Origin of the sequence: Enterobacter sp. RHBSTW-00175, from assembly GCF_013927005.1 — a bacterium.
GTDB lineage: Bacteria > Pseudomonadota > Gammaproteobacteria > Enterobacterales > Enterobacteriaceae > Enterobacter.
This window is the reverse complement of the sequence record NZ_CP055930.1, coordinates 4,794,163-4,818,961: the sequence shown is the minus strand read 5'-3', so window position 1 is coordinate 4,818,961 and position 24,799 is coordinate 4,794,163. Positions and strand designations below refer to the sequence as shown.

25 protein-coding genes are annotated in these 24,799 nt (G+C 52.8%); 5 read left to right on the top strand and 20 right to left on the bottom strand.

Annotated elements, in window-relative coordinates:
- Positions 1 to 94: 94 nt before the first annotated feature.
- A complete protein-coding gene (locus HV107_RS23315) occupies positions 95 to 1,084 on the top strand; it encodes a zinc-dependent alcohol dehydrogenase family protein (protein WP_182061115.1) in 990 nt (329 codons plus the stop codon).
- 21 nt (positions 1,085 to 1,105) lie between these two features.
- Here the strand turns inward: HV107_RS23315 and HV107_RS23310 are convergent, their stop codons facing one another.
- A complete protein-coding gene (locus HV107_RS23310; RefSeq protein ID WP_182061114.1) occupies positions 1,106 to 2,398 on the bottom strand; it encodes a glycoside hydrolase family 28 protein in 1,293 nt (430 codons plus the stop codon).
- A 141-nt stretch (positions 2,399 to 2,539) separates the two neighbouring features.
- Positions 2,540 to 2,893, bottom strand: a complete 354-nt coding sequence (locus HV107_RS23305; protein ID WP_182061113.1) for a hypothetical protein — start codon at positions 2,891 to 2,893, stop codon at positions 2,540 to 2,542.
- 101 nt (positions 2,894 to 2,994) lie between these two features.
- Here HV107_RS23305 and HV107_RS23300 point away from each other — a divergent pair, with 101 nt between their 5' ends.
- Positions 2,995 to 3,483, top strand: coding sequence for an ATP-binding protein (locus HV107_RS23300; protein ID WP_182061112.1), 489 nt, complete (start codon positions 2,995 to 2,997; stop codon positions 3,481 to 3,483).
- Here HV107_RS23300 and HV107_RS23295 read toward each other — a convergent pair.
- The gene (locus HV107_RS23295; RefSeq protein ID WP_182061111.1) at positions 3,455 to 4,228 is read right to left on the bottom strand and encodes a DeoR/GlpR family DNA-binding transcription regulator; all 774 of its coding nucleotides are present in this window, start codon (positions 4,226 to 4,228) and stop codon (positions 3,455 to 3,457) included. The genes HV107_RS23300 and HV107_RS23295 overlap by 29 nt on opposite strands.
- Positions 4,229 to 4,264: 36 nt before the next feature.
- Here HV107_RS23295 and HV107_RS23290 point away from each other — a divergent pair, with 36 nt between their 5' ends.
- Positions 4,265 to 4,900, top strand: a complete 636-nt coding sequence (locus HV107_RS23290; RefSeq protein ID WP_409050289.1) for a GDP-mannose pyrophosphatase — start codon at positions 4,265 to 4,267, stop codon at positions 4,898 to 4,900.
- An 84-nt stretch (positions 4,901 to 4,984) separates the two neighbouring features.
- Positions 4,985 to 5,743, top strand: coding sequence for a trans-aconitate 2-methyltransferase (gene tam, locus HV107_RS23285; protein WP_182061109.1), 759 nt, complete (start codon positions 4,985 to 4,987; stop codon positions 5,741 to 5,743).
- A gap of 8 nt (positions 5,744 to 5,751) precedes the next feature.
- Here the strand turns inward: tam and ompC are convergent, their stop codons facing one another.
- The 7 genes from ompC to HV107_RS23250 all read right to left on the bottom strand — a co-directional run bounded on the left by ompC (position 5,752) and on the right by HV107_RS23250 (position 12,575).
- Complete coding sequence (gene ompC, locus HV107_RS23280; RefSeq protein ID WP_182061108.1) at positions 5,752 to 6,879, bottom strand: porin OmpC; 1,128 nt, start codon at positions 6,877 to 6,879, stop codon at positions 5,752 to 5,754.
- A gap of 217 nt (positions 6,880 to 7,096) precedes the next feature.
- On the bottom strand, positions 7,097 to 8,287 hold the full coding sequence (locus tag HV107_RS23275; RefSeq protein ID WP_182061107.1) for a cytochrome c biogenesis protein/redoxin: 1,191 nt from the start codon (positions 8,285 to 8,287) through the stop codon (positions 7,097 to 7,099).
- Between the two features lie 137 nt (positions 8,288 to 8,424).
- The gene (locus tag HV107_RS23270; protein ID WP_182061106.1) at positions 8,425 to 9,723 is read right to left on the bottom strand and encodes an ATP-binding protein; all 1,299 of its coding nucleotides are present in this window, start codon (positions 9,721 to 9,723) and stop codon (positions 8,425 to 8,427) included.
- Positions 9,720 to 10,460: a response regulator gene (locus HV107_RS23265; protein ID WP_182061105.1), complete on the bottom strand. Its 741-nt coding sequence runs from the start codon at positions 10,458 to 10,460 to the stop codon at positions 9,720 to 9,722. The genes HV107_RS23270 and HV107_RS23265 overlap by 4 nt, the downstream gene beginning before the upstream one ends.
- A gap of 44 nt (positions 10,461 to 10,504) precedes the next feature.
- A complete protein-coding gene (locus HV107_RS23260) occupies positions 10,505 to 11,500 on the bottom strand; it encodes an alpha/beta fold hydrolase (protein ID WP_182061104.1) in 996 nt (331 codons plus the stop codon).
- Between the two features lie 151 nt (positions 11,501 to 11,651).
- Positions 11,652 to 12,092, bottom strand: coding sequence for a GNAT family N-acetyltransferase (locus HV107_RS23255; RefSeq protein WP_182061103.1), 441 nt, complete (start codon positions 12,090 to 12,092; stop codon positions 11,652 to 11,654).
- A gap of 12 nt (positions 12,093 to 12,104) precedes the next feature.
- Positions 12,105 to 12,575: a GNAT family N-acetyltransferase gene (locus HV107_RS23250; RefSeq protein ID WP_182061102.1), complete on the bottom strand. Its 471-nt coding sequence runs from the start codon at positions 12,573 to 12,575 to the stop codon at positions 12,105 to 12,107.
- 118 nt (positions 12,576 to 12,693) lie between these two features.
- Between HV107_RS23250 and HV107_RS23245 the strand changes: the two genes are divergently transcribed.
- Positions 12,694 to 13,242: a GNAT family N-acetyltransferase gene (locus tag HV107_RS23245; RefSeq protein ID WP_182061101.1), complete on the top strand. Its 549-nt coding sequence runs from the start codon at positions 12,694 to 12,696 to the stop codon at positions 13,240 to 13,242.
- Here HV107_RS23245 and HV107_RS23240 read toward each other — a convergent pair.
- From HV107_RS23240 to sad, 10 genes are all read right to left on the bottom strand, one after another.
- The gene (locus tag HV107_RS23240; protein ID WP_182061100.1) at positions 13,230 to 14,144 is read right to left on the bottom strand and encodes a bestrophin family protein; all 915 of its coding nucleotides are present in this window, start codon (positions 14,142 to 14,144) and stop codon (positions 13,230 to 13,232) included. The two genes, HV107_RS23245 and HV107_RS23240, sit on opposite strands and share 13 nt — an antisense overlap.
- 242 nt (positions 14,145 to 14,386) lie before the next feature.
- Complete coding sequence (locus HV107_RS23235; protein WP_182061099.1) at positions 14,387 to 15,838, bottom strand: tagaturonate reductase; 1,452 nt, start codon at positions 15,836 to 15,838, stop codon at positions 14,387 to 14,389.
- A 117-nt stretch (positions 15,839 to 15,955) separates the two neighbouring features.
- Positions 15,956 to 16,483, bottom strand: a complete 528-nt coding sequence (locus tag HV107_RS23230) for a GNAT family N-acetyltransferase (protein ID WP_182061098.1) — start codon at positions 16,481 to 16,483, stop codon at positions 15,956 to 15,958.
- A gap of 82 nt (positions 16,484 to 16,565) precedes the next feature.
- Positions 16,566 to 17,531: a diguanylate cyclase gene (locus HV107_RS23225; protein WP_182061097.1), complete on the bottom strand. Its 966-nt coding sequence runs from the start codon at positions 17,529 to 17,531 to the stop codon at positions 16,566 to 16,568.
- A 53-nt stretch (positions 17,532 to 17,584) separates the two neighbouring features.
- Positions 17,585 to 18,577: a sensor domain-containing diguanylate cyclase gene (locus tag HV107_RS23220; RefSeq protein WP_182063577.1), complete on the bottom strand. Its 993-nt coding sequence runs from the start codon at positions 18,575 to 18,577 to the stop codon at positions 17,585 to 17,587.
- A gap of 189 nt (positions 18,578 to 18,766) precedes the next feature.
- On the bottom strand, positions 18,767 to 20,212 hold the full coding sequence (locus HV107_RS23215) for a GGDEF domain-containing protein (protein WP_182061096.1): 1,446 nt from the start codon (positions 20,210 to 20,212) through the stop codon (positions 18,767 to 18,769).
- A 108-nt stretch (positions 20,213 to 20,320) separates the two neighbouring features.
- Positions 20,321 to 20,683 carry a DUF4186 domain-containing protein gene (locus tag HV107_RS23210; RefSeq protein ID WP_182061095.1) on the bottom strand — a complete coding sequence of 121 codons (363 nt, stop codon included), beginning with the start codon at positions 20,681 to 20,683 and terminating at the stop codon, positions 20,321 to 20,323.
- On the bottom strand, positions 20,683 to 21,609 hold the full coding sequence (gene glsB / locus HV107_RS23205) for a glutaminase B (protein ID WP_182061094.1): 927 nt from the start codon (positions 21,607 to 21,609) through the stop codon (positions 20,683 to 20,685). Before glsB ends, HV107_RS23210 begins: the two co-directional genes overlap by 1 nt.
- 62 nt (positions 21,610 to 21,671) lie before the next feature.
- Entirely contained in the window at positions 21,672 to 23,261 is a 1,590-nt protein-coding gene (locus tag HV107_RS23200) for a methyl-accepting chemotaxis protein (RefSeq protein ID WP_182061093.1), read from the bottom strand.
- Positions 23,262 to 23,400: 139 nt separating this feature from the next.
- Positions 23,401 to 24,789 carry a succinate-semialdehyde dehydrogenase gene (sad, locus tag HV107_RS23195; RefSeq protein WP_182061092.1) on the bottom strand — a complete coding sequence of 463 codons (1,389 nt, stop codon included), beginning with the start codon at positions 24,787 to 24,789 and terminating at the stop codon, positions 23,401 to 23,403.
- Positions 24,790 to 24,799: the final 10 nt, after the last annotated feature.

Below are 24,799 nucleotides of genomic sequence, written 5' to 3'. Positions count from 1 at the left end.
ACACTGAGGTGCCTGAGTGGTGCTTTATCCTTCACGAACAACCTCTTACAGTAACCCCATCGGATCATTAAGTCGTTTTATCGTGGGGTTTACTATGTCTAAAGTTGTCACTTTTAATCGTACCGGTGCGCCAGACGTGCTGGAAATCACTCACATGACAGTCGCCGCGCCAGCAAGCCATGAAGTGCAAATTCGCGTGAAGGCCATCGGTATTAACCGGGCCGAAGTGATGTATCGCACCGGGCAATACGTGATTGAGCCGCAGTTTCCTGCCCGCCTGGGATACGAAGCCGCCGGGATTGTCGAAGCCGTGGGCTCCGGCGTCACGGATTTTGCCCCGGGCGATAGCGTCAGCGTTATTCCCTCTTTTATGTTCAGCGAATATGGCATGTACGCCGAGCGGGTAAATGCCCCCGTTCATGCCGTGGTAAAACACCCTGAGAATCTCTCCTTCGAAGAGGCTGCCGCCAGCTGGATGATGTTTGTTACCGCTTACGGCGCGCTGATTGAGTACGGCAATTTGCAGGCCGGGCAATATGTCGCGATTGGCGCGGCATCAAGCAGCGTGGGCATTGCCGCCATGCAAATCGCAAATATGGTCGCGGCTTATCCGATCGCACTTTCACGTACCCGCCATAAAAATGCGCTACTGATGGATGCGGGCGCGTCAGCGGTGATTGCCACCACCGAGCAAGACGTTGCCGAAGAACTAAACAAGCTGACTCAACGCGCAGGGGTAAATATTGTGTTCGACCCGGTCGGCGGCCCTGATGTGGCAAAACTGGCCAGCGGAATGGCGAAAGACGGCGTGTATTTCCAGTACGGCGCACTGGACGAACGTAACCTGTCGATCCCGGTGATGGATATTCTGGTGAAACACCTTCTCTTCCGGGGCTACGAGCTGTTTGAAATCACCACGAACCCGGAAAAAATGGCCAGAGCAAAAGCCTTTGTCTACGACGGGTTGCGTTCCGGGAAATTAAAACCCGTCATTGATAAGGTATTTTCGTTCGATGACATCGTACAGGCACACCGTTATATGGAATCGAATAACCAGACCGGCAAAATTATCGTTACGGTTTAAGCCCGTTTATGCAGGGCGTGGTTATCGTTCATAAATGTCGTTAACATCCTGCGTGGTGTCTGTGGCCGTCACCTGCACATCACGTAACACCAGGCCATTCACGCCGGATATTTTGCCGAACTCGCTGGCGTCTATCACAACGGATGCCAGCGTTAACGTCGAAATTGGTCGGTCTGGATAGCCCTCAATAAAGAAGGCGCGGGAAAATACACTGTTTTCTGAGCGGCGCGCAGAGATATTCTCCAGCGACAGATTACTGACATACGTCAGACCCGCCTCTCCCTGAACATCGTCCGCCAGTTTGCGCCAGTGGTCGGGTTTATCCGTCAGGTCCCCTCGCTCGCCATAGCTGTATTGTGCAAACCAGTTCAGCTGGATCATCACCGGGAAACGCACATCAACGAGTTGCAGATGGCGAACCTTGATATCGCGAATAAAGCCACCGCGATTACGGGCAGACTTAATGCGAAAGCCCACGCCCGTGCCGTTGAAGCGATTATGTTCAATCAATACCCGTTCAATCCCGCCAGAAGTTTCACTGCCAAGGGTAATACCGGAACCACTGTTCAGCGTACAGTCGCGAATGACAATATCCCGTGCGCTGCGGGCTTTTGACGCGGCCTCCTGTCCTCGCCCTGCTTTGATACAAATATTGTCGTCATTACAGGAAACGACACAGCGTTCCACCCGTACCTGTTCGCAGGAATCGATATCAATGCCATCGGTGCTTGGCCCTGCTGAATTGCTTATCTGAACGCTGTCGAGCGTAATATGCCGTGAATAGCAGAGATGCACATTCCAGAAGCCCGACTCGCGGCTGGTGAAATCACGCAGCGTGATGCGCTCACTTTCATACACCAGAATGTTACGCGGTCGCTGGCAGTCATAATCCACCACCCAGCGAAGGCCTCTGGCGCTGTAATCTCCCAACATGCCACTCTGCTCGTCATCCCCCCAGAAGCGTTGCCACCAGACAAGCCCCTGACCATCGATTGTGCCGCTGCCGGTGATACGGACATCATGGCAATCAATAATATTGATAATCGCCCCAGGCCAGCGCATATCAATGCCCGCCACGCGGGTATCAATCAGCGGATAGTCATCCAGGCGCTGGCTGCCAAGAAGCTGTGCGCCTGCCTCCAGGTGCAGGGTCATTCCACTTTTCAGGAAAAGGGAGCCTGTAAGGAAACGGCCTGCCGGGATCACCAGGGTATCGTTGTGGCCCGTCTCGGCAATTGCCCGCTGAATGGCGGTCGTTGATACCTGTCGCCCGCTGGGATCTGCCCCAAAATCACACACATTACGTATCGTCATATTTTTTCCTGATTCGGATAAAAATCATGAGTATACGTAGCCGCCAGTGACATAACCTTTTTGTCACCGACACCCAACCGTGAAAGCTGGCAAAAATACGGTAATGGTTTCAATGAAAGGAACGGTGAACGCAAGCCCCGGTCAGAAAGCGAGTTCAGGCACCAGGGCATCTTTGCTGTGCATACACGCCTTCCATGCCCGTCCCGGGTCGCCGTTATCCAAAATTGTGGATGTTCTGTATTCAACAACGCGTACCCGCTGGGTGGTGAATTCCTCATCCAGCGGAAGAACATATTTCACCGTCGTCCAGCGGCTGTTGGTTGATTTCCCCTTAGCCACCAGATCAATCGTTTTCTCTTTTACCTCTTCCGAACACTGATGCGCCGCCGCATCAACCCGCTGGTATTTCTTTTCCTGAGGGGATAAATACCCCTGAGACGAGCAACTCACCACGGCAAAACATGCCAGGGTTGCTACACACATCTTCTGAAACATGGTCTGTTCCTTAAGCGTAAAATCTGCTCACCGTTTTTGGCAGTTTCCACCTAAGCGTAGTCACGTTATCCTGAATTTTCATGTCAATAGCGGAGCATATTATGTCAATGCTGCATCTTCTTTGCGGGAAAATCGCCAGCGGAAAATCCACGCTGGCCGCGAGCCTGAGCGAAACGCCTGGCACGTTGGTGATAAGTGAGGATACCTGGCTTGCGGCGCTTTACGCCGACCAGATGGCAAGCGTGGCAGACTATGTTCGTTGCGCAGGAAAATTACGTCTGGCACTCACGCCGCATCTTGTGGCGTTACTGAAAGCGGGAGTCTCAGTGGTGCTCGATTTCCCGGCGAACACCGTTGCTAACCGCCAGTGGATGATGACGGTTATCCGTGAATCCGGGGTGCCGCATCAGCTGCATTTTTTGGATGTGGCGGACGATATTTGTAAAACCAGGCTGCGCGCCAGAAATGCTTCTGGCGAGCATGATTTTGCAGCCTCCGATGAGCAATTCGACCTGATCACCCGTTACTTTGTCGCCCCGGAAGAACAGGAAGGATTCAACATCATTCGTTATCAGGGTCAGCCGTCGTAATCACGGAAACACCCTTTTCTTTGATCGCTTTTATCCAGGTCTTATCGGTGTCGCTTTCAACCACGACAGTGTTGATAAGCGACAGGTCGCCAATCACAAAAGACGATGCGGCATTAATTTTCTCCGGTGAAGCCAGAACGATGGTTTCAGCCGCTCTGCCGGAAAATGCACGTTTGATGCACGCTTCTTCATAATCTCCCGTCGTCAGGCCGGCATCAGGATGAATACCGGTGACACCCATAAAGAACAGATCGGCATGAATGTTACCGATACCCTCAATGGCCGCGGCACCCACGGTAACAATCGAGTGCTTATACAGTCGCCCGCCAATCAGGATAACCTCAACACACGGATGATCGACCAGACCCAACGCAATTCCCGGGCTGTGCGTCACCACGGTAATGCGCAGATCCCGTGGTAAAAAGGTCAGCAGTTCGGAGGTGGTTGTCCCACCATCCACAATCACCACTTGCCCCGCAGAAATCAGCTGAGCCCCTTTTCTGGCGACACTCTTTTTAGCGTCAATTTTCAGCGTCTTACGTTCAGCAAACGGAGCAATCGCAGTGGAAGATGGCAATGCGCCGCCGTGGACGCGTTGCAGACGCCCTTCTGCGGCAAGCTCGCGCAAATCGCGGCGGATAGTATCTTCGGACACATCAAAATGGAGGCTCAGTTCCCTGGAGAGAACCTGTCCCTCCGCGCCAAGTTTTTCAAGGATCAATTGCTTTCTCTGGCTGGTTAGCATAGTCGTTTTCCTGATATTGCACGTTTTATCTTGAAAATGCGCGTTTATGCTGATTATGATAACAGCTCAACGCGAGGAGATACAATCGTGCACACCAAACATGCAGAAATACGCATCATCGAAACGAAGACGTTGTCCGATAACTGGTACATCCTGAAAAAATACACATTTGACCTGCAACGCCACGACGGTGAATGGCAAAGACAGCAGCGCGAAGTCTATGACCGGGGAAACGGCGCAACGATCCTGCTCTATAACCGCGATAAAAAAACGGTGATCCTGACCCGCCAGTTCCGCTTCCCGGTGTTTATCAACGGACATAATGGCTATCTGATTGAATCTGCAGCTGGGCTTCTGGACAACATGGATCCTGAAAGCAGAATCAAAGCCGAAGCAGAGGAAGAGACCGGCTTTCGTGTCTCCCGCGTGCAGAAGGTTTTCGAGGCGTACATGAGTCCCGGCTCTGTTACCGAAAAACTCTATTTCTATCTTGCTGAATATCAGCCCCACGACCGGGCAAGTGCTGGTGGGGGTATAAAAGCGGAAGGTGAAGATATCGAAGTGCTTGAGCTGACGCTTGAAGATGCTTTGCGCGGAATTGAAACCGGGCTTATCGTCGATGGTAAAACCATCATACTGCTCTATCACGTTGCACTGAAAGGTATTGTATAACATCAAATCTCAACAGATACCTGCGCGCCGCACAGGTATCTGCCTATGCTATTCTTGCTGAAGAATAAAACAGGAGATGCGCAAATGGCTGACTGGAACCCCTCGCTTTATCTGCAATACGGTGCAGAACGCACGCGCCCCGCCATTGAACTGCTCGCCAGAATCACCCTTGACAATGTCACATCAATCGTTGATCTCGGTTGCGGGCCGGGTAATAGCACAGCACTGTTAAAACAACGCTGGCCTGCCGCCGACATTACCGGCGTTGATAATTCCCCTGCAATGCTTGAAGAGGCGCGCCATGCGCTGCCAGAGTGTCGTTTTGTTGAATCCGATATCCGGCAATACAAACCAGGTCTGCCACTGAGCCTGATTTACGCCAATGCGTCTTTGCAGTGGGTCCCTGACCATTACACGCTTTTGCCCCACCTTGTTTCGCTACTGCGTTTAAACGGCGTTCTGGCCATTCAAATGCCTGATAACTGGCTTGAGCCAACGCACGTCGCGATGCGCGAAGTGGCGTACGAGCAAGGTTATCCTGACCGTGGCCGTGAACCCTTACCGGGCGTATATGCGTATTACGATATTTTGAGCGATACCGGGTGTGAAGTGGATATCTGGCGGACAACCTATTTTCACAAGATGAGTTCGCACCAGGCGATTATTGACTGGGTTAGCGCTACCGGGTTGCGCCCGTGGTTGCAGGAGTTAAACGAGAGCGAGCAGAATAATTTCCTGAAGCGTTACCTTCAGTTGCTGGAAGAGCAGTATCCGCTCCAGGAAAATGGGCAGATACTGCTGGCTTTTCCGCGACTGTTTATTATCGCTAAACGTGTACCCTGAGGCGTTTATCAGAACTGATAAACGACGCCTACAGCGACAACATCGTCGGTGTTGATCCCGGCTTCACGGGTAAATTTATCTTCATCGACGAGGTTAACCATATAATCAACAAACACATTAATGTTTTTGTTGAAGTTATACGTTGCACCAAAATCAACATATTTGATCAGGTCTTCGTCACCATAAGTATTTCCTGTAGCTGCTTTGCCCAGGTTTTTACCTTTCAGGACGTCATACGCCACAAATGGTTGCAGACCGAAATCAAATTGATAACCCGCGTAGAATTCCATGATTTGCGATTTATTCGCATAGCCATAGGCACTGTCGCTGGAATGAGAGCCAAAGCGCGATGCATTATATGCCTGGGTAAACATAGCGGCCAGATAGATATTATTGGCATCATATTTAATTGCGCCGGAATACGCTTCAGCGCGTTTACCCTGCCCCATAATACCGCTGGTGTTATTTTGCTCGTTAGAGCGATCAGCACTCATCATGGAGCCGGCAATGCTGAAACCTGCGCCGATATCATAAGTAATAGATGCACCGAAACCATCGCCATTCTGGCGCAACACGTCGCGCACGCCAGGCTCACCGCCACCGTCATTTTTACCCTGATATTGCAGGGCAAAATCGAGACCATCAACAGCACCGAAGAAATCGGTATTACGGTAAGTCAGCAGACCGTTGGCACGGCTAAACATGAACTGGTCTGAGCCATAGGTCATGCCATCGAACTCAGGCTGCATGTCGGTATAGCCAAGGGAATCGTACAGTACGCCCTTGTTACGACCGTAATCGATGGAGCCGTAGTCTTTCACCTTCAGGCCAGCAAACGCATAACGGGTTCGTGGATTGTTGCTTTCTGATTCCGCGCCGTTAGCATTAATATGCATCTGCCACTGACCATAACCAGTGATTTGATCGTTAACCTGGGTTTCACCACGGAAACCAAGACGCATATAGGTTTGGTCGCCATTCCAGTCGCTGCTGTTATTATCGGAGAAATAATGTTCGGCAGAAACTAAGCCATACAGATCCAGTTTATTACCATCTTTATTATAAATTTCGGCTGCGTGTGCGGTTGTCGCGAGCAGCGCCGCGCCAATCAGCACGCTCAGTTGATTAATTTTCATTTAATATACCCTGTCATATGCCACTTATTATATTTGTTGCAACACCAAAAGCAGTTGCAGGGTAATATAGTTACCATCGTTGTAAATCTATGTAAAACGATTAAATCATTAGCGCACAAATCGCCAAGAATGAATAAAATAAAACCAATATTTAAAAAGCACATATTGTTAAGGCGTATCGTTTTAAAGAAAGATATTAAAACGACACGCCATCAATTTATGATCTGGCCTCTTTCAGCAGTTGCTGAATCACCTGTTCTTGCTTGTCATAATTCCCTTCGCCAAATGAGGTATAACGAAGCTGGCCTTTAGCATCGAAATAGTAATGTGCCGGCCAGTACTGGTTCCCAAATGCGTTCCAGATCTGGTAGTTGTTGTCTGCCACAACGCGGTACGGGAGCTGCCATTTATTCACCGCATCTTTCACCGAGGAGAGCGGTTTCTCCCAGGGATATTCCGGTGTGTGTACCCCAATGACCACCAGGCCCTGAGACTGGTATTTATTCGCCCAATCGCGAACATAAGGCAACGTATGCTGGCAGTTGATGCAATCCCACGTCCAAAAATCGATCAGAACCACCTTCCCTTTTAAAGATTCTGGGGTAACCGGGTCGCCATTTATCCAGTCAGTGCCGCCACTCAACGAAGGCAGGTCGCTACGTGGCATCTCCTGCACAACAGGCTGTAATTTCGGCTGGGTTGATGCTGTTTTAGCCAGACTCAGCAGCGAATTTTCAAGGTTATCGGCAAGACCATTCGCCCCTTTTAAGGTCGTGATAAACCCTGTGGCATTGAATACAACGGCTGCCAGCATCACAACGCCCGCCCCCTGGCGTAACCTTGCCATCAGCGCCGATTTTGCTCTCAGCGGTGCCATCAGCGTGCGCCCTCCAGCCGCCAGCAGAGCCAGCATCAGGGCGCATCCGCTGCCGTAAGCAACCAGCAGCGCGACGGTCGTAATAGATGAATGTCCGGCGATATTAATACTGAAAATCGCCCCCAGGATCGGCCCGGCACAGGGCGACCACAGTAAGCCAACCGAAAGCCCGGCCAGAAATGCAGACAACAACCCGCGCGTCTGCGTACTGCGATTATTCAGGGCATTCCCCGCACTGACCGCAGGCCCGGCAATGCGCAGGGCGAACTGCGGGAAGATTAACGCCAGCGCCGCAATCGCCAGAACCAGCAGCGCTATCCAGCGCCCAATCAGGGTGGCATTCACAATCCACTCGCTTGCCACCGTAACCAGCATGGCAACCAGAGTGAACATCACGATCATACCGGCAAATAGCGCAAGGAGATGGGGGCGTTGCCCCTGAAATCCGGCAAACAGCAGCGGGATCACGGGGAGCGTACAGGGGCTGAGCAGGCTTATCATCCCGCCCAGAAAAGCGATAATCAGAAACATAATGACCTCACAGGACAGATTATCTGCGACGTTGCAGTGAGGACATTTCAGCGTGCTGATGTGTTCAGACGATGTGCAAAACAACGCGTTTTGTGAGGCCCTGTATCCCGTTCCCTGTTTGATACAAAGCCGTACAATTAACTGCGGGGTAAGGTGATAACAACATCCAGCCCGCCTTCCGCGCAGTTATTCAATTGTAGAGTGCCATTAAGCTGGGCGGTTAACTGCGCGGCAATGGCCAGCCCCAGCCCGGTGCCGCCGGTATCGCGATTGCGCGACGTTTCGACCCGGTAAAATGGCTGCAATACCGCTTCCAGCTCGGCCTCAGGAATGCCAGGGCCGTTGTCACTGATATGAATGACGACGTGCTCAGGATCATGGTCATTGAGGGTGATAACCGCATAATCGCCAAACTTAAGCGCATTATCCAGCAAGTTAGTCATCACACGCCGCAAGGCCTGCGGGCGTGTTGTCAGCGGCAGGTGTGTGTCTGTTGCCTGAAACTGCACGTTTTTACCGATATCCTGGTAGTCACACGCGATGCTGTTAATCCAGGCGTTCAGCTCCAGTTTTAACGAGGTTTCTTCCAGAGGTTCTGATGACCGGGCATAGGCAATGCCTTCCCGCACCAGGCGAGACATATTGTCTAAATCATTTAATAGCTTATCGCGCAGTTCGGGTTGGTCTGCCATTTCAACTCGCAGCTTCATCCGGGTGATTGGCGTCTGGAGGTCGTGCGAGATCGAAGCCAGAATTTGCGTGCGCTCGCGAAGATAAGCCTGAATACGGGATTGCATGGCATTAAAGGCGTGCGCCGCGCGGTGAACTTCGATCGGCCCCTGCTCCGTCATCGGGGTGTTGGCCGAAGGATCGAGCGTATCAACCGCCCGGGTGAACAGCGAAAATGGCCGCACTACCTGGCGAACCGCAATCCAGGAGCACAACGCGACAAGCAGCAATTGCATAACCAGCACCACAGGCAGCCAACTGGCAACTGGCGGCATTCGCGGGATCAGGTCGATCGTCAGCGGCGCGCCGTCGTGCAGTTGCAGGTGGGCCTGAATATGTGAAACCGGCCCGGGGACGGCTGTGAAACGCAGCGGGTATTGGGCAGCAAGCGTATCAGTTAATGTGCGGATCGCATCCTGAGAGCGTTTATCCTGCGGAGTTGCACCTGCCTCGCCCTCGCCCAGGATATAACGGTAATTACCACGTTCGAGCCGTGGCAGCCAGGCTGCGCGCTCATTCGCTGGCAGACGGTCGAGGATCGCCACGCTGGTGGCGACATCGTATTCAAGGTTGCCAAGCATCACGGTACGGGCGCTGCGCATTCGCTCATACATAACCAGCGTCAGGCTGAGAGAGTTCGCCAGCAGAAGCCCCATCAGGACAATGATCAGCAGGCGCGAAAGTAATGAGCGCGGCCAGAGCCTCATTCATTGGCCTCTTTGATGGTGACGGGCATCGTAAATACGTAACCTTCGCTGCGCACGGTTTTGATGTAGGCCGGTGTCCGGGCGTCTTCGTTAAGGCGCTGGCGCACGCGGCTGACCAGAAGATCAATTGAACGTTCAAACAACTCGGCATCGCGCCCTTGAGTCAGATTGAGCAGTTGATCCCGCGTCAGCACGCGCTGGGGATGGTCAAGGAACACGCGTAATAGCCGGTATTCCGCCCCGCTTAACGCCACTATCATGCCTTCGTTATCAATCAGATGGCGGGCAACGGTGTCCAGTTGCCATTCACCAAACACCACTAACCGTCCGGCTTCCGTCACCTGTAAATTGGGCGGCATGGTTCGGAAACGGCGCAAAATGGCTTTGATTCGCGCCAGTACCTCCCTGGCAACGAAGGACTTAACCACATAGTCGTCAGCCCCCATTTCCAGCCCGAGTATCCGGTCGGTATCTTCATTGCGCGCGGTCAGCATCAAAATTGGCAGGTCTTTATGCTTACTGCTGCGCAACTGGCGACAAAGCGTGAGCCCGTCATCGCCGGGCATCATTACATCCAGTACCAACAAATCGACATGCTGTTTATCCAGGATCACACGCATCTCTTTACCATTGGCGGCACCAGACGCGTGATAACCCGACTTCACAAGATAATCGACGATTAACTCACGAATATCCCTGTCGTCATCGACGACAAGGATATGATCAATATGCTCCACCGAACGCTCCTGAATGAAGGGTAACGTATTGAAAATAGCACATTTCAGAGCTTATCCGCGTCGACGACTGCTTTCACGAAATCCTGCGGATCTTCCTGTGGAGGATTGTGGCCAACGGTTGCCCCAAAGGTGCGGTGCTCATATTTGCCGGTAAACTTACTGGCGTACGCTTCGGGTGCCGGGTGCGGCGCGCCGTTGTTGCCGCCTTCAATGGTGATGGTCGGCACGCTGATTGTCGGTAACGTCGCCAGTTTTTGCTCGTAGCTGTCGTATTTGTGTTCACCTTTTTCCAGGCCTAAACGCCAGCGGTAGTTACTGAGGGTGACAGCGACATGGTCCGGGTTGTCCAGTGATTTGGCGCTGGCGTTAAATGTGGCATCGCTAAATTTCCAGTCAGGCGATGCCTGGGACCAGATTAAACGGGCGAAGTCGTGGGTGTTTTTTGCATAGCCCTGCGCACCGCGCTCGGTCGCAAAATAGAACTGATACCACCATTGCAGCTCCGCTTTCGGCGGCAGCGGCTGTTTGCCGATGGCCTGGCTGCCAATCAGATAACCACTAACGGAAACCAGCGATTTCACACGTTCTGGCCACAGTGCCGCCACAATATCAGCGGTGCGGGCACCCCAGTCGTAACCGGCGAAAACGGCCTGTTTGATATTCAGTGCGTCCATCAGATTCACAATGTCTTTTGCCAGGGCAGAGGGCTGGCCGTTGCGCGGCGTTTTGTCTGACAGAAAACGGGTGGTACCGTAACCACGCAGAGAAGGCACAATGACGCGATAACCTTTTGCCGCCAGCGCCGGAGCTACATCCGCGTAACTGTGAATGTCGTACGGCCAGCCGTGTAACAGGATAACGGGCTGTCCATCTTTCGGGCCGATATCCACATAACCCACGTTCAGATCGCCTGCGTTAATCTGATGAACCTGGTTAAACGCGGCGGAGTAATCTTTGCCGGTGACTTCAGCCTGGCAGGACATCACAGTGCCAAGAGAAACGGTCAATGCTAATGCTGAGGAAGTGAGTTGAGTAAACATGTTGGTATCTCCGGTTGAGTACGATTGACGGGGATATCACAACAAATTTATGTATAGGGGATATGTGTGAAAACGGCTTTTTTGCAAGCCTGTGTATGTATCTCAATACCCGATACAGTGTGATACAAACACAGGCTCATTCAGCGGGGCGTTACAGCGAAATACGGTAGCGAACATAGTCATCGGCTTCGCCAAAGCGGTCATACAGTTTTCGCGCAGGGTTATTCTGCCTTGTTACCCAGTAGAGTTTTGACCATCCTTCGCGCTTGCCCTCTTCCATCAGCGCATCGATCAGTGCCTGGCCAGTTCCGGCACCACGCACCGCGGCATCTACAAACAAATCTTCGAGATAGCAAATGGGTGCCGTCGACCATGTGCCCTCGTGCAAAACACACATCGCAAACCCAATCACGCGCCCCTCTTTTTCTGCCACCCGACAAAACATCGATGAGTGCGGGTTTAGCGCCCGCTCCCAGGTGGATGCAGTGACAGATTCATCCAGTACACAGTCATAAAAATGCGTGTACCCGTCCCAGAGCGGGCGCCACTGTGGGTAATCTTCTGCACGTATTGCTCTTACAATGACTGCCATATTTTCCTCATATTACAGATCTAAAACCATTTCAAAACAGCGCAACTCCGCCCCCGCCATGCGGGAAAGATGACGACTCTCCCTGAGCGTGACAAAGCCGTGCTTCTGATAAAACGTGTGTGCGTTTGGCGTTGAAGAGAGGTTTATACGTACTATTCCGCGCGTTCTGGCCTCTGAAATTAAGGCATTGATAATCTGCGTTGCCAACCCTTTTCCTGATGCGCCAGGCAAAGTAAATATCGCCTCGACACTCTGGGTTTCCAGGTCCAGATACCCCGTAGCAACGATCTCCCCGGTGTCATCTTCGACCACATAAAACGGGTTTATCTCTACCATATGTCGGTAGTGCCCTGGCATCAGTTCCGGCGTCCAGCGGGCAATCACGTCCGCGTCGTAACTGGATTTGCAGCCAAAACGGATCGCCTGATTGCGAACGTTCCAGAGTATTTCAGCCTCTTTCGGCTCAGCCTGTCTTAACGTCATTGCGCCCCCTGCAAAGAGTAGTAGTGAATGAAACACAGCACGCCATGATGGAATGTGGTAAAGATGAAAATACCAGAAGACAAACAAAAGCATAACGCTTAAAAAAGGAGATCAATGGATGACGACACCCACGTTAAAAACGGAGCGTTTGTTGCTAAAACCGCTGGTTTCGGAAGATGCACCGCAGATCCAGCGGCTCTATCCGCGTTGGGAAATTGTGCGTTATATGGTAGCCACGGTTCCCTGGCCTTATCCGGATAACGGCGCGGAAAACTACGTGAATAATGTTGCGTTACCGGATGTGGAGAAAGGCGTGGCCTGGTTCTGGACGCTTCGCCGCCACGAAGCCCCTGATGAGCTGATGGGCCTTATCTGTCTGTATGACGTAGAAGATAACAACCGTGGTTTTTGGCTAGCACCGGAGTGGCAAGGCCAGGGTTACATGCGTGAAGCCAGCATTGCCGCAACGGATTTCTGGTTTAACACTCTGAATAAGCCGGTGCTGCGTGCGCCGAAAGCGGCGGACAACAGCCGCTCTCAGCGAATTTCTGCCAGTAGCGGCATGAGACTTATCAGAACAGAAAAGAAAGAGTACGTCAGCGGCCTGCTGGACTCTGAGCTGTGGGAGATCACCCGCGACGAGTGGAACGCCCGTTACATCAGTTGATAGTGCTTATCCGGCAGCATTCTTTCCGGTATTGCCTCTTCATCGTTCATCTGTAACAGATCACGTTCCATCGCGTTACAGATGGCGTTTAATGGCAAATCGTTGTCCTCGGTACCAAACGGATCTTCCAGCTCTTCTGCCAGCGTATCCAGCGAGATAAAGGTATAGGAAATCAGCGCAGAGACGAACGGCGTCATGTAGTGCAGATCCACAACCAGCGCGAACGGCAGCATAATGCAGAACAGGTACACCGTACGGTGCAAGATAAGCGTATAGGCAAACGGGACGGGTGTGGTGGCGATACGCTCGCAGCCGGAAAGCACAACCGACATGTCGTTGAGGCGGTTATTCAGGCTGTGGAACAGTATGTCGGAAAGCTGCCCTTCCCGGCGTCTTACGGCAAGCCATTCTCCCATTAACAGCAGAATGCGGTTGGCCGGGGAACTGGAATCCATCACCCGACGCAGATTGTCAGCGGACATATAGCCTGCAAGCTGCTCTGCCTGCGGTTGACGTCGCAGGGTCATTCTTAAGCAATGCGCAAAGGCAATTTGCAGGCGGACAAACTCCCCCAGATGCGGATCGTCCGGCAAGGTGTTTTTTACCTCGCGAAACAGCGAGCGTGCCGCTATCATCAGTTGCCCCCAAAGCAGGCGAGCCTCTACATAGCGCGAATAACAGGCGTTATTTTTGAAACCCAGAAATATGGCGATGGCCACACCCAGGATGCTAAACGGCGCAACGGTGAATTTGATGCCAAGCGAGGTATACCACGGCAGCATTATGATCACAGCGATGGAAAGCAGGAAGTTTAGAAACAACCGGGTGTATATTTTAGGCAGTACTGAGCCGTGCCAGACAAAAATAAGACGCAGCCAGTGCTGTTGAGGACGAACAATCATAGTCAGCTTCAGAAAAGATAAAGAGCGCAGCTATTAAACGTGATCCCCCTCATGGTTGCAAGCATGTTAATAGAACATTGCTTTTTCTGTACTGAATAGCTTAAACCGCACGGTGCTGAAGTCTGTTTTTTAAAAAAACAGCAAATAGTATGTTGTAACTAATGCATTGTTCAAATAAAGGGGAAAGCCAAAAGCGCTGTTCCCCTCGCTTCTACCCGCTCAATACTAGAGCGCTAAAGGTCTTAGCAAAGCGGTTTTACCGCGTCACGCATCCCCTGATGCAGAATGGCATCCAGATCCAGCGTAACTTGTTCTACCAATCCGCTAACCTGAGTGAGATCTTGCTCCCAGTGTTCGCTGACGCTGAGCACAGATTTCACCAGTTCACTGGTGCTGATCTGTTTGTCGTGGTGCTGCGTCCACAGTTGTTGATAGCGTTCCAGCCAGTGAGCATCGTCCTGAACCGGGTAGTTTTCGCCCTGGCGTTCAGCGCGGTAGAACGCAATCAAAGCCGCAAGGGCAAAGGTCAGGCGCGCAGGTAGTTTACCGGTGGCTTTCTGCCCTGCCAGCAGCTGCGGAAGAATACGGGTACGGAATTTCGTCATGCCGTTCAGCGCGATAGACAGCAGCTGGTGCTTGATGTACGGGTTACGGAAACGCCCGGTTACCGCGCTGGCGAAGGATTCCAGCTCATCACGCGGCAGATCTAGTACCGGAATGATCTCTTCGTAAATGGCTTTTTCAACAAACGCGCACACTTCGGTGTCGTTCATTGCTTCGCCCACCGTATCCAGCCCGACCTGGAATGCAACCGGAACCAGCGCCGTGTGCGCACCGTTCAGAATAGCAACCTTACGCTCTTTGTACGGTTTGATGTCGTCAACAATCAGTACGTTAAGCGGCAGTTTATCCAGACACAGTTCGCTGGCAAGGGATTTAGGCCCCTGAATAACAAACAGATAGAAGTGCTCAGCGGTATCAAGGAACCCGTCGTGATAACCGAGCTGTGCTTCCAGCGCGGCCACTTCATCACGCGGATAACCGGTCACGATACGGTCAACCAGCGTGGAGCAGAAGCTGTTTGCATCATTCAGCCATTGGGTAAATGCCGCCGGTAACGCCCACTCCTGTGCATAGCGCAGCACCAGTTCACGCAGTGCGTCGCCGTTGTAATCAATCAGCTCACAAGGAATGATGATCCAGCCTTTATCCGCCGCACCATTAAAGTGGCTGAAACGTTCGAACAGCAGACGCGTCAGCTTCGCCGGATAACTCACGGCCGGAGCATCGTCGAACTTGTCGTCCGCATGGTAGCTGATGCCCGCTTCCGTGGTGTTAGAGAACACAAAACGCATATCCGGGTTGTGCGCCAGCTTCAGAAACTCATCGTACTGGTCGTAAACGCTGATTTCGCGGTTAACAGAGCGGATAAGACGCGCATCGCTAACAGCTTCGCCATGCTCGTTCAGGCCACGAATAATGGTGGTGTACAGGCCGTCCTGAGTGCTCAGTGACGGCGGGAAATCGCTCTTGATTGGGCGGACAATCACCACGCCAGAGTTAAGATCGGTATGTTCGTTAAGCAGGTCGATTTGCCAGTCTACGAAGGCGCGCAGGAAGTTGCCTTCACCAAACTGAATGATACGTTCTGGGTAGAGAGCTCCGGGGAAATCACGACGGTTGAGTGTGTTCACTATGGGGTCCTTTTTTGATTAGTCATACAGCCTGATAAGATTGGTGTAATAACTTATCAAAACTTTTCGACCGCGACCCCTGTTTTGATCAATTCATGAAGCAATTGTGAAAAATAATCACAAGAATTTATAGAACACCGAAGTAGCCGTCATCGCCCCGTCAGGCATCAAGGCATAGCGCGGGATTTCACCCACTTTGTGCCAGCCTGCGCGCTGGTAGAACGTCTCTGCCCCGCTACCTGTGGAAGTATCCAGTACCAGCACCGATATACCATGCTTTCTGGCCTCTGCCTCCAGGGCTTCCATCAGGGCCATCGCTGCGTCCTTACGCCGTGCTTTCTCATGGACCAGTAATTTTGCGACATCCGCACGGTGGGGCTGGTTTTCGGGTTGATCGGTTATCAGCTGAACCGTACCGATAAGTTCACCCTGCTCATCGGCACAGGCCAGCACGGTGCGCTCCTGGCGGCCAACGCTTTCAGCGACGCCAAGCCAGAATACGCGGGCTTTTTCGTGGGTAAAAGGTAGCATAAAGCTGACGGAGGCACCGCCGTTAACGCAGTTTTCGAGGATCTCGGCCAGCGCATCAATATGCAAAAGCACGTCGTCCCGGGTGAGTGTGTGGAGAGTCAGTGAGGTTGTCATTGTATTTCCTTGTATTGAGTCCCCTCACTTTGCATTTAACAATAATTTAACGCAATGCGCGTAAACATAGGCTTTTATTATGTTACCGGGAATGCCCTCGCTGACGCTTCATGGTGAACATCTTGTCGTCGGCATCTTTCAGCCATTGCTGCTGATCGTTGCGGTTGTGATCAAATTCGCTCACGCCCCAGGAGAACATCAGTGACCAGGGGTGTAACTTGCGGTCATTGTACTGGGCAACCTGCTCGGTAAGATACTGCATGGCAATCCACGCCCCCTGCTCATCCGTGTCGGCGAACAGCACGGCGAACTCATCGCCGCCAAAACGTACCAGCAGGTCAGCTTCACGGAACGATGCCCGCAAGATGTCGGCCATCGCAGTTAACGCTTTATCGCCCTCTTCATGCCCAAACCGATCGTTAATCTGTTTGAACTGATCCAGATCTATCCAGCCCAGCGTAACCGGCGCTGCGCGGCGCCGGGCCACAGAAAGCGCAAAATTGACGAACTGATTAAACCCGCGACGGTTATATAACCCGGTCAGTTCATCGGTTGTTGCCGCACTGATGGCCGCAAACTCATCCTCCACCAGCGCACCGAGGTCCCTCAACACGGAAAGGTCGGCGTCTGAAAACTCGCGCGGCGAGTAATCGACAAGACACAGCGATCCCACACTGGCACCATCACGCAAACGCAGTGGCATCCCGGCATAAAACCGGATACCCGGCTGCCCGGTCACCAGCGGATTATCGGCAAAGCGCTCATCCTGATGGGTATCAGCCACCACCAGCGGCGCAGAATGAAGAATGGTGTGCCCGCAAAACGAGATATTGCGGGGATAGGTACAGTTGGCTGTGCCATCGATAGATCTGGCCACCAGCTCGTGTTCGGCCACCACATTGACCATCGCCAGTGGGACCTGGAAGAAACGTTTAGCCAGCCGGGTTAACCGGTCAAAGCTTTCTGAGCCATCTATATCGAGTAGCCCGGACTCTCGCAGAGAGTTCAGACGTTCCTTTTCACTTGCAGGGAATTCAGGTGCTTTCATACTGTCTCCTGACGCTTAGTTCTCTTAAAAGCGTAGCCTAAACAGAGACATTTTCAGTGTGCGAATATTCTGTTCTTGCCTTCACGCTTGGCCTGATAAAGCGCGCTATCTGCGGCCTGTAGCCAGTCTGTAACGCTTCTCATGTCGCGCGTGGCACACGCTATACCAATACTGAGCGTGCAATGCACGGCCTCTTGCACCTCATCTTTCATTATCGCGGTGGCCTCCATAATGCGTGTTGCAACAATATGGGCCTCATCGAGGGTGGTATCAGGCAGCAGGATAACAAACTCGTCACCCCCCAGCCGTGCCGGGGTGTCTGCGGGCCGCGTCGCCACATGCAATATTTGTGAAACGGTCACCAGCATGGCATCGCCTACCTTGTGGCCAAACCGGTCGTTCACTTCCTTAAAATTATCGATGTCGATAAACATCAGTGCCGATTCACGGCACGCCTGCTGCAGCTTTTTCAGCTCATTCTCGATACGTTTTTCGAGCAAACGTCGGTTAGCAATATCCAGCAGTGGATCCATCATGGCTATCCGCTCAAGCTCACGGCTTTTAATCCGTAAACGCAGCGCAATACTGTCGGTGAGCACGCTCAGGGCGACAAGGTAAATGGCAATCAGGGGTAACGTCGCGAACATGGTTTGCTGGGAGACAAACAGATCGACCGCCATTCCCTGGGTCAGCCAGCTCAACAGAAACACGCCAAGCATCGCAGCGGCGGCTTTCTTCATCAGCGTAAAACCGCCCGCAGAAAGTCGGTCGGCAAGCAAAATGGTGGCAATCACCACCGAAGGCAGCGGATTGACTGCCATCATGGCGATCCAAAAGCCCCCCGCGCCGGCATCAAACACCAGATTTTGATGTTCAGTCCTCAGAGGTGCGGGTGATTTTCGGGAACGAAACCACGCAAGAGTCGGCCAGACAAAGGCATTCACCCCCAGCAGAATCATTAGCCAGACTGAACGTTGATGTTCAATCAACACGCAGAGGATCGGAATAAAACAGAGCAGCGTACCAAGAATACGCATCAGGTACATACGTTTGACAAACCGACTTCCTGATAAGCGAGGATTTTTACTGAGTTTGCCAGTTCCGTTCATGCCACGATTTTTCCGATATATTTCTTGCGGTATCTTATTGAGCTTAAAAATGTGTAGCAAGCAATTTATCAGCGAATTGTTAACATCAATGTCGCATTCTACCTAATGTGGTTACGCTTACACCGGTTATGTTCCACTCTCAGGTCCCGCCACGATTAAATCGTCTGACAAACGTGCACTGGTACGATTTCGCCCTGCTTTTTTCGAACGATAGAGATAATCGTCCGCCTCGGCCATCAGCCGGGTAAAGACTTCAGTCAGCTGCCAGGATTCCGATTTACCACTCCCCAGACCAATGCTCACGGTTAAAAAAAGTGTTTGTTGCCGCCAGATAAACGGATGATTTGCTATCGAAACTCTAATACGTTCGGCCAGTTCAATTCCCTTACTGGCGTCGCCGGAGTTCACCACAACCGCGAACTCTTCGCCCCCCATGCGCGCCACCAGCCCTTCTTCCCCCACGACTTTCTGCACCTTCTGGGCAAAGGCCGCCAGTACCCTGTCCCCGCACTCATGGCCGTAGTTATCGTTGATGCTCTTGAAGTAATCGATATCCAGCAGCATCACCGTCAGGTAACGAGGATGGCGATGGGCCTCTTCCCGTTTAAGCGCTTCATACAGGCCAGAACGGGAATAGACATGGGTCAGGAAGTCGAAGTCGGCACGCAGCGAAACTTGTTTAATCAGCGAATTAATGGCCGCCACGCTGACGGAAACCATCACCGGGCAGATAGCCATGGTCGCGATACCAAGACGAGCAGAAAACATCTGTGGCGTGGAAAGCGGCGTCGCAACGGCAATATTGATAATCGAGTTCGCCACCAGGATAACTTCAACGGCCCCCGTCAGGAAGGTCAGCAGACAGGTCGCGGGCAGCGAATAGCGCACGGCACACCAGATAAGTGCAGGCAGCGGAAAGGCGAGGCTACCAGCCCCCCCAATGACAACCGATGCCACAACCGAAACGATCAGCGCCACCACCGGTAAGCATTTTTCAGGTGCGGGCCAGGACGGGATAAACCGCTGCGGCATTTTCACCGTCAACATGCACGGCACAATTAACACGCCCGTGGAAAACTGCTCGCTAAACCAGTCCGCAAACAGTGGCCAGAAGGTTTTACTGTCAATCCCGACCGAACCAAACGCCCCCAACAATGCACAGAATACGGCCGCGATCAGGCAATAATTAAACAACCGCAGCGCATTAATCGGGTCTGGTCTGCTCTTCAGCAGCCGTTTGTCGCGCATGACCAGCAAGGCCACGATAACAATGAAGACCATATTCGACAGGTTGATCACCACCGACGCAACGCCCCAGTTGGTGGTGACCGCGTCGTACATCAGCATGGCGACATACGATACCGCGTAATAATGCAGACGATTAAGATACGCGTAACGGGCAAATACCCCCGCCATCACGCCATTCAGCGGCCAGAATAGAGATAACGCTTCCACCAGGCGTAACTCTGCCCCCACAAAATAAAACAAGGTGGTGAGCACGAATATCCCCACCGCATTTCGCAGGGGGCTATCTGGATGAAAAAGCTTGAACGACGCGACTGCAGAAGACATTAAATATCAATCCATATAATTGCTTTTCGCAATTATTTGTGGTCATCGGCATGAATGAGAATAACTCAAAGTCCATCTATAGCACATATAGAACCGGATAATAACTCGTCAATTTTGGGGGTTCATCTGCAATACCAGCCAGTGATGTATTACGCCGACAATATAGTGCTGTTGCTGTGCATCAAGCACAACACGCTGCGGAATATCGTGCCATTTTTCCAGGCACCCCCGACAACAGGTCGCTGTAGCATGTTGCGCGATAAACACCGGATGGCCGCGCATGGGCGTTTGCTTTCCGTCATTCGCCGGATAAGCAGGTGCCAGCCTTTTAGCGACGAAGTCAGCGGCGTGCTGGTCAATGGTGTCGGCACCTTTATCCCAGCAGTATTGCCGCTCTTTAGGCCCCAGGCGAAAGCGCGAACGAAATGTGGAACGCGCCAGCCGGGTAAATAACGGATCATGTGTCGACATCAGTACACAGAGCGCCCCAGCCGTTGCGTGAGTTTCTCCAGTACCGCGACTCCCGCCAGCGAGTTACCCGTTTCATCCAGTTCAGGGCTCCAGACAGCAATCGCCATCTCATGCGGCACAATCGCCACCACACCTCCGCCAACACCAGATTTTGCAGGCAGGCCAACGCGCCAGGCGAATTCACCCGCATTCTGGTACATGCCACTGGTCGCCATCAAGGCATTAATCTGACGCGCCTGCATTGGCGAAACCACTTCCTGAGAGAGATGCGATGCGTAACCCTGATGCGCCAGGAACAAAAACGTCTGGGCCAGTTCGACACAGCTCATTTTCAACGCACAATAATGAAAGTAATTTTGCAGAACCGTTGCAACATCATTATGAAAATTGCCGAAGGATTTCATCAGCCAGGCAATAGCGGCGTTGCGGGCGGAATGCTCAAACTCAGAGCGTGCCACGACGGGATCGTAGGCAATATCCTGCTCGCCACAGAGCAAACGGACAATTTCGAGCATTCGCTGACGCGGCGCGCTCAGGCGGCTTTGCAACATATCGCACACCACCAGCGCCCCGGCATTGATAAAGGGGTTACGCGGCTTTCCGTGTTCAATTTCCAGCTGAAGCAGTGAGTTAAAGGGCTGCCCGGACGGGTCCTTACCCACGCGCTGCCAGATCTCCTCTTCCTCGTACTGGCGCATTGCCGCCACCAGACTCAGCACTTTCGAAATTGACTGAATAGAGAAGCGTTCAGTGGCGTCTCCGGCCTGATAGCGCTGTCCATCCACCGTACAAATGGCGATACCAAGCTTATTGCCGCTGACGGATGCCAGCGCCGGAATATAGTCGGCAACTTTCCCCTGTCCCAGTAATGGACGAACCTGCGCCAGAATCTCTTCCAGCATCTCATTATGGATGACCGCAGCCACATTTTGCTCCTTGCCCTCAGGCTAAAACGGGCTGCGAGTATAACAGAGGCTTATCGATTGCGTCAGGCGGGAAGACGAAAACGCGATACCGCCTGGAGTAAAATGTCGGACTCCTGATGCAAACGTTCGGAAGCCTGTGACGCGCCAGACACCAGCACATCCGTCTGACGTGACACCTGGTTCAGCGCCTGAAGCTGACGTGTCATCTGATGAATACTCTCCCCCTGGCTCAGGGTTGCCACCGAGATATCATTCAGCAAACTGCTTAAATTCCCCACCAGGCCGGTCACCTGTTGCAGATTGTCCTCAAGACGGGTCACCGCTTTAGAACCGTCTTCTATGCCCTGCAAGGAGTGGTTAATCAGCTCCTGAATCGTTTGGGTCGAATGGCTGCTTTTACGGGCCAGCAATCCCACTTCTCGGGCCACCACTGCAAAGCCCCGCCCCTGATTACCCGCATGAGCCGCCTCAATTGCCGCATTCAGCGCCAGAATGTTGGTCTGAAACGCCACGTTGTCGATCAGGGAGACGATCCCGCGCATTTCTGACGATCGCTCAACGATCGCCTGCATTGAGGCATTGACCGTGGACATCATCTGGTCGCCGCCGGCTGCCGCTTCCCGCGCTTCGTCAGCGCGTGAACTGGCAAGCTTCGCATAGCCGGTATTGCCTTCTACATGGGTTTCCAGCGACGCAATATGCGCCGTCACCTCTTCCAGCTCTTTTGCCTGGCGTGCCGACTGCTGATACAGCTTCTGATTACCCTGCGCAAGCGATCCAATATTCTCTACCATTGAGGTGGTGGCCTCACTCACCTGCGTGACCAACTGCTGTAATCCCTGCTGCATGGTGAAAATGCTGTCGCCCAGTTGCCCTATTTCACGGTTAAAACGCGTCACACCCGGCGGGCTGGCAGACAAGTCCCCCGCCGCAAGCTGATTAATATGACCAATCAGACGACGCAGCGGGGTAATGACCCACTTCGCCATACCAAACCAGACCACAATAACAATCGCCAGCAACACCAGCGGGGCAAACAGGAACAGCGTTTGCAGCCCGGAGAGTCGCTCCATTAAGGATTGTCGTCCCTCTGTCGCCTGCTTTTCGCTTATCTGCTGGTAGCGGGCATAGTTATCGTTGAAATCAGTCTGAAAGGCCTGCGCGGGTACAGCAAAAAAGGCATCGATGGAATTGGTTTTGATAAGCCCTTCGGCCTGTTCTTTGATGGCACCATAGAAAAGCTGATAGCTGTTCACCAGCGCCTCATCTTTCGGCGGATTCAGTGCCAGCCATGCCTTCCACGCCTGCCGGGACGCATCGAGCGCCTTTTGCGCTTCATCCATCAGGCTGTGCCAGCTGCCGTCAGAGCCGGTCTCTTTATCCTGCATAAAATACACACCCGAGCGGTTCAGTAAATCGCTTGCGGCCAGCAATGACACGCGCGCCTGATCCAGTTTCCCCTGCTGCTGGTATGCGAGCTGATTATGTTGTTCGTTGCGCTGTGCTTCACGAAGAGAAGCGGTGAGCAAAAATGAAGAGGAGAGTTGCAGTGCGGAGAAAAGCCCAATAATACAAAAGATGCCGGCCAGCAATCCAAACTGACGAGGAATAATACGCTGCGCAATACGGCGAAAAATTTGCGTTAGGTTCATAATTTTCTTCTGTAACAATACGTTAGACGCGAAGAAGTCTACGAAACGAAAATGACAGAACCATTGCAGAAAAATGACAGGGGGCAGGAATTGCCGGGTGGCGATAATGCCCGCCCGGCTTGATAAGGTGTTGATTAAATTACACGCGATCCTTCCACACCGTCTGCACATTACAGAATTCGTGCAAACCGAAGTGAGAAAGCTCACGGCCGAAACCGCTCTTCTTCACGCCGCCAAAGGCCACGCGGGCGTCGCTCGCGCTATAGCCATTGATAAACACGCCGCCGCACTCCAGCTCGCGGGAGAATGTTTCAGCCAGTGCAACGCTTGCGGTAAATACTGTCGCCGACAAACCAAAGTCGCTGTCGTTAGCAAGCGCCAGGGCATGAGCGGCATCTTTCGCCACCGTAATGGCTGCTACCGGGCCAAACAGCTCCTGACGAAACGCGGTCATTTCAGGGGTAACATTGCCCAGCACTGTCGGCGCGTAATAGTTACCCTCACCTGCGATTTTCTCACCGCCCAGCAGAAGGGTTGCGCCTTCAGCAAGGGAAGCAAGAACCTGCTGATGCAGCTCATCACGCAGATCGTAACGCGCCATCGGGCCAACATAGTTTTCTTCTTTATCCGGTGCGCCCATCTTCAGCGCTGATGTGGCTGCAACAAAACGTTGGGTAAAGGCATCGGAAATGCCCTCTTCCACGATAAAACGCTTCGCCGCCGCGCACACCTGTCCGGTATTTTGATAACGCCCGGCCACCGCTGCTTTCACCGCCAGGTCCATATCCGCGTCGTTCAGGACGATAAAGGGATCCGATCCCCCCAGCTCCAGTACGCATTTTTTCAGTGCCGCCCCGGCCTGCGCACCAATCGCTGCCCCGGCGCGCACGCTACCGGTCACGGTTACGGCTGCAATACGACGATCGTTAATCGCCTGGCTTACACCTTCGTTGGTGGCATTGACCCAGCCAAACACGCCCTGCGGGAAGCGAGCATCGGCAAAAATGTCGGCGATAAGCGAAGCAGATCCCAGCACGTTCGGGGCGTGTTTAAGCAGATAGCTGTTACCGGCAAGCAGAATGGGCACCGCGCCACGCAGAACCTGCCACAGCGGGAAGTTCCACGGCATCACGGCCAGGACAGGTCCCAGAGGGCGATATTCAATGACCGCGTTGTGGTTTTCAACCTGAGTAGCTTCCGTTTTCAGCATTGCCGGGCCATGTTCGGCATACCAGTCGCAAAGGTTGGCTGATTTGGTCACTTCACCGCGAGCCTGGGTAATGGGCTTACCCATCTCGCGGGACATCATTTGAGCCATCTCTTCGGCGCGCTGGCGAAGTGCTGCACCTAAGTCGCGCAGTTTTTGCGCTCGGTGGGCTATCGTTTCGTTGCGCCATTGACGGAAACCGGCATCGGCCAGTGCAATCGCCTGTTCTACGTCGTCTTGTGTTGCCCACGGATAGGTTGCCAGGGTTTCGCCGGTGGCCGGGTTAACAGACAGTGCATGTGTGGCAGGTGAATGAATCATGATTATCTCC

Coding starts and splice junctions, on each gene's coding strand:
- HV107_RS23230 (WP_182061098.1), bottom strand. CDS start 16,483: ATGACAACCTCACTGACTCTCCACACACTCACCCGGGACGACGTGCTT.
- HV107_RS23310 (WP_182061114.1), bottom strand. CDS start 2,398: ATGACGATACGTAATGTGTGTGATTTTGGGGCAGATCCCAGCGGGCGA.
- HV107_RS23305 (WP_182061113.1), bottom strand. CDS start 2,893: ATGTTTCAGAAGATGTGTGTAGCAACCCTGGCATGTTTTGCCGTGGTG.
- HV107_RS23220 (WP_182063577.1), bottom strand. CDS start 18,577: ATGTACCTGATGCGTATTCTTGGTACGCTGCTCTGTTTTATTCCGATC.
- HV107_RS23275 (WP_182061107.1), bottom strand. CDS start 8,287: ATGTTTCTGATTATCGCTTTTCTGGGCGGGATGATAAGCCTGCTCAGC.
- sad (WP_182061092.1), bottom strand. CDS start 24,789: ATGATTCATTCACCTGCCACACATGCACTGTCTGTTAACCCGGCCACC.
- HV107_RS23290 (WP_409050289.1), top strand. CDS start 4,265: ATGCGCGTTTATGCTGATTATGATAACAGCTCAACGCGAGGAGATACA.
- HV107_RS23255 (WP_182061103.1), bottom strand. CDS start 12,092: ATGGCAGTCATTGTAAGAGCAATACGTGCAGAAGATTACCCACAGTGG.
- HV107_RS23240 (WP_182061100.1), bottom strand. CDS start 14,144: ATGATTGTTCGTCCTCAACAGCACTGGCTGCGTCTTATTTTTGTCTGG.
- HV107_RS23250 (WP_182061102.1), bottom strand. CDS start 12,575: ATGACGTTAAGACAGGCTGAGCCGAAAGAGGCTGAAATACTCTGGAAC.
- HV107_RS23225 (WP_182061097.1), bottom strand. CDS start 17,531: ATGAAAGCACCTGAATTCCCTGCAAGTGAAAAGGAACGTCTGAACTCT.
- HV107_RS23210 (WP_182061095.1), bottom strand. CDS start 20,683: ATGTCGACACATGATCCGTTATTTACCCGGCTGGCGCGTTCCACATTT.
- HV107_RS23315 (WP_182061115.1), top strand. CDS start 95: ATGTCTAAAGTTGTCACTTTTAATCGTACCGGTGCGCCAGACGTGCTG.
- HV107_RS23260 (WP_182061104.1), bottom strand. CDS start 11,500: ATGTTTACTCAACTCACTTCCTCAGCATTAGCATTGACCGTTTCTCTT.
- HV107_RS23215 (WP_182061096.1), bottom strand. CDS start 20,212: ATGTCTTCTGCAGTCGCGTCGTTCAAGCTTTTTCATCCAGATAGCCCC.
- HV107_RS23300 (WP_182061112.1), top strand. CDS start 2,995: ATGTCAATGCTGCATCTTCTTTGCGGGAAAATCGCCAGCGGAAAATCC.
- tam (WP_182061109.1), top strand. CDS start 4,985: ATGGCTGACTGGAACCCCTCGCTTTATCTGCAATACGGTGCAGAACGC.
- HV107_RS23200 (WP_182061093.1), bottom strand. CDS start 23,261: ATGAACCTAACGCAAATTTTTCGCCGTATTGCGCAGCGTATTATTCCT.
- HV107_RS23245 (WP_182061101.1), top strand. CDS start 12,694: ATGACGACACCCACGTTAAAAACGGAGCGTTTGTTGCTAAAACCGCTG.
- ompC (WP_182061108.1), bottom strand. CDS start 6,879: ATGAAAATTAATCAACTGAGCGTGCTGATTGGCGCGGCGCTGCTCGCG.
- HV107_RS23270 (WP_182061106.1), bottom strand. CDS start 9,723: ATGAGGCTCTGGCCGCGCTCATTACTTTCGCGCCTGCTGATCATTGTC.
- HV107_RS23295 (WP_182061111.1), bottom strand. CDS start 4,228: ATGCTAACCAGCCAGAGAAAGCAATTGATCCTTGAAAAACTTGGCGCG.